This window comes from Frankia sp. CcMO1, from assembly GCF_977945845.1.
The window spans coordinates 1-2,555 of the sequence record NZ_CDWTMG010000402.1; the positions used below are offsets into that span (position 1 = coordinate 1).

Here is a 2,555-nt window from a genome sequence, read left to right on the forward strand (position 1 = left end):
TAGGCAGGACGGTGCTGGGTGTGTCACCGGTCAGTGCCGACGGGCGCACGGCGGTGGCTCCGGTAATCATGAAAGCGTCGGCGCTCGAACTCGACCTCGGCGCGATCAGACGGGTCTCGGCCACGGCCCGGTCCTACAGCGGCCCCGAGCTTCAGGTGGAGTTGGGCGGACCGGGCGCGACCGCGCTCACCTCGGCCGGCGTCCCGATCCGACCGCTGCTGGCCGCCCTCGCCGTCGCGCTGGCGGTCTTGTGCCTGACCCTGCGTTCGAGGGTGGCCGCCATGATCGCCGCGGTCGTCGCGGCCATGGCCACCGTCACCACCGTGGCCGTCACGACGGTGCTGTCCCACTACGTCCTGACGACTCCCTTCGCCGCTCTACTTGGCGGCATGATCGCCCTTGGGGTCAGCCTGGGCGGGTCCGTCCTGGTCGTCTACCGGGCGCAGACCGCGTTGGCGCGGGGCGTGAGCCCGGTCGACGCGGCCACCGAGGCGATGGTGAAGTCGGTAGCCGCCCTGGCCTCCGGTGGCGTGTGCCTGAGCGTGGCGATGACCGGGGTGCTCCTGCTGAACCTGGGCCCGTTCACGGGAGTCGTCCTCGCGGCCGGGGTGGCCGGGGTGCTCAGTGCCCTGGTCACCCTCACGCTGTTGCCGGCGCTGCTCGTCCTCGGCGGCACCCGGATGCTGGGCTGGCTCGGACGGCATTCCCTGACCACGACGGGTCGTGGCCTACCGCACCGGCCGGGCGTGCGATCGTGGTGGGCCAGGCAGGTGGGGCGTCACCCGGCTGTCGCCGTGGCCGCGGCGTGCGTGCTGCTCGTCGCCCTGGCAGCGCCGGTGGTCACCCTGCGGCTCGGTGGCGGCGACGCGGGCGCGGAGCCCACGTCGGCCACCGCGCGGCGCGCGTATGACGTGGTCAGCCGCGACTTCTTCAGCGGTCTTAACGGGCCGATGCTCGTCGTCGTCGACCGGGGGGAGGGCAGCCGGACCGTCACCGTGACCGACGTCGTCACCGCCCTCAACACGACGCCGGGGGTCAAACACGCGTACGCCTCGTTCGACAGTCCCGAGTCGGGCCTGGCCCTGATCCAGGTGCTGCCGCAGGCGGGTCCCCGGTCGACGGACTCCTACGACCTGGTGCACCGACTGCGGAACGACGTCCTGCCGGCGGTCCTGCGGCCCACCGTGATCCGCGCCTACGTGGGCGGGCAGGCGGCGTTGTTCGCCGACATGGCCGCGGATTTCCGCGGCGCGCTGCCGATGTTCGTGTTCGTGGTCCTGCTCGCGGTGGGCGCGCTGACCTTCCTCACGGCCTCCTCGCGCGTCACTGCCGCCGTACTCGCCGTTTCGGAGCTGTCGTGCGGCCTCGCAACGGTCGGTGTCCTGGCGGCGCTCTTCCAGCAGGACCGTTTCGCCGGGAAACTGGGCCTCCAGGCTGGTCCGATCGAACCGTTCATCTTGGTCTTCGTGCTGGTCGTCGGGTTCGGCCTGTCCCCGGGCATGAACCTGAGCCTGCTGAGCAGACTGCGCGAAACCGATGCGCCAGGCTGGCGGGCGCTCGAAGGCGACGCGGTCAGCCGCGGCCACGCCGACGTGGGGCACGTCGTCCTCACCATGAACCTCATCATGATCCTGGCGTTGTCGGTGGTCATGGCGCAGCCGTCCCGCACGCTGAAGCTGCTCGGGGTGGGTCTGGCGGTCGGTGTGGCGCTCGACGCGTTCGTGGTGCGAGCGGTCGTCCTCCCCGCGCTGGTGCACCTGGATCGGCGCCGCGAAACCGCTGGCGGCGTACCCGCCCAGCGCCGGCCGGCGAGGGTGGCCACGAGGTCGTACGACCCGCCGTCGGCGCCATCCCATGCGGGCAACGGCACGCGCGGCGGCCGTTTTTCCCGGAGGAGTACATAGGGATGGGGCCCGGGCGTGTTGCGTTCCGGGGAACGTTCCCGGGCGACGTTCCCCGGAACGTTGCCCGGGGAGTGGTGCGGGCTAGGCCCCGGGGGTCTGTTGCATTGCGGGACAGTACGGTAGGATGAACCCGGCCGGATCGGTGATCAGATCGCCCGCATGAGCTCGGCGAAGGCAGCCGTCAGCCGCACCTACGGGTCGGCGTCGACGTCAGGTTCGTAGTGTCCGCGGCGAAGATTCCGCACGAACGCGTGTCCGGCGCTGATCGTCTGGGCGGAACGGAACCCAGCGCGTAGCGCGGGTACCACCGGACCGCGAGCACGATCACCTCGGGTGGGAACCGAAATCCGTGAACTCCGGGACCGGGACAGGCGGACAAGGGCGGCAGCGAGCCATCATCCGACCATGCCCCGATGTCGGCGCGGCCCCCGGCCCCCGCCGATGCAGCAGTCCCTACTTCCCCGTTATCGGTAGGTAGGGCCGCGCGAAACCTTCAAAAGTCAGATCATCCGAGGCCTCGCGGTCCACCGGGTGGTTGTCCTTGCCGCCCATCCAGTAGTTTCAGATCCGAGCTGAATGCGGCGTCGCCGTGTCGATCTTCGGATGGTCCGTCGGGTTCCCGGTGCCATTGTGCTGCTCAGCTACGGTAAA

General features: G+C 70.5%; 1 protein-coding gene and 2 pseudogenes. 1 reads left to right on the top strand and 2 read right to left on the bottom strand.

Annotation, left to right across the window (positions count from 1 at the left end):
• The coding region (locus tag AC08OU_RS24425; RefSeq protein WP_476605917.1) for an MMPL family transporter at positions 1–1,904 on the top strand (1,904 nt) is incomplete at its 5' end.
• Positions 1,905–2,190: 286 nt separating this feature from the next.
• Here AC08OU_RS24425 and AC08OU_RS24430 read toward each other — a convergent pair.
• Positions 2,191–2,300 (bottom strand): annotated as a pseudogene (locus AC08OU_RS24430) (IS6 family transposase); the annotation flags it as partial.
• A 111-nt stretch (positions 2,301–2,411) separates the two neighbouring features.
• A pseudogene (locus tag AC08OU_RS24435) lies at positions 2,412–2,501 on the bottom strand (SAM-dependent methyltransferase); the annotation flags it as partial.
• Positions 2,502–2,555: the final 54 nt, after the last annotated feature.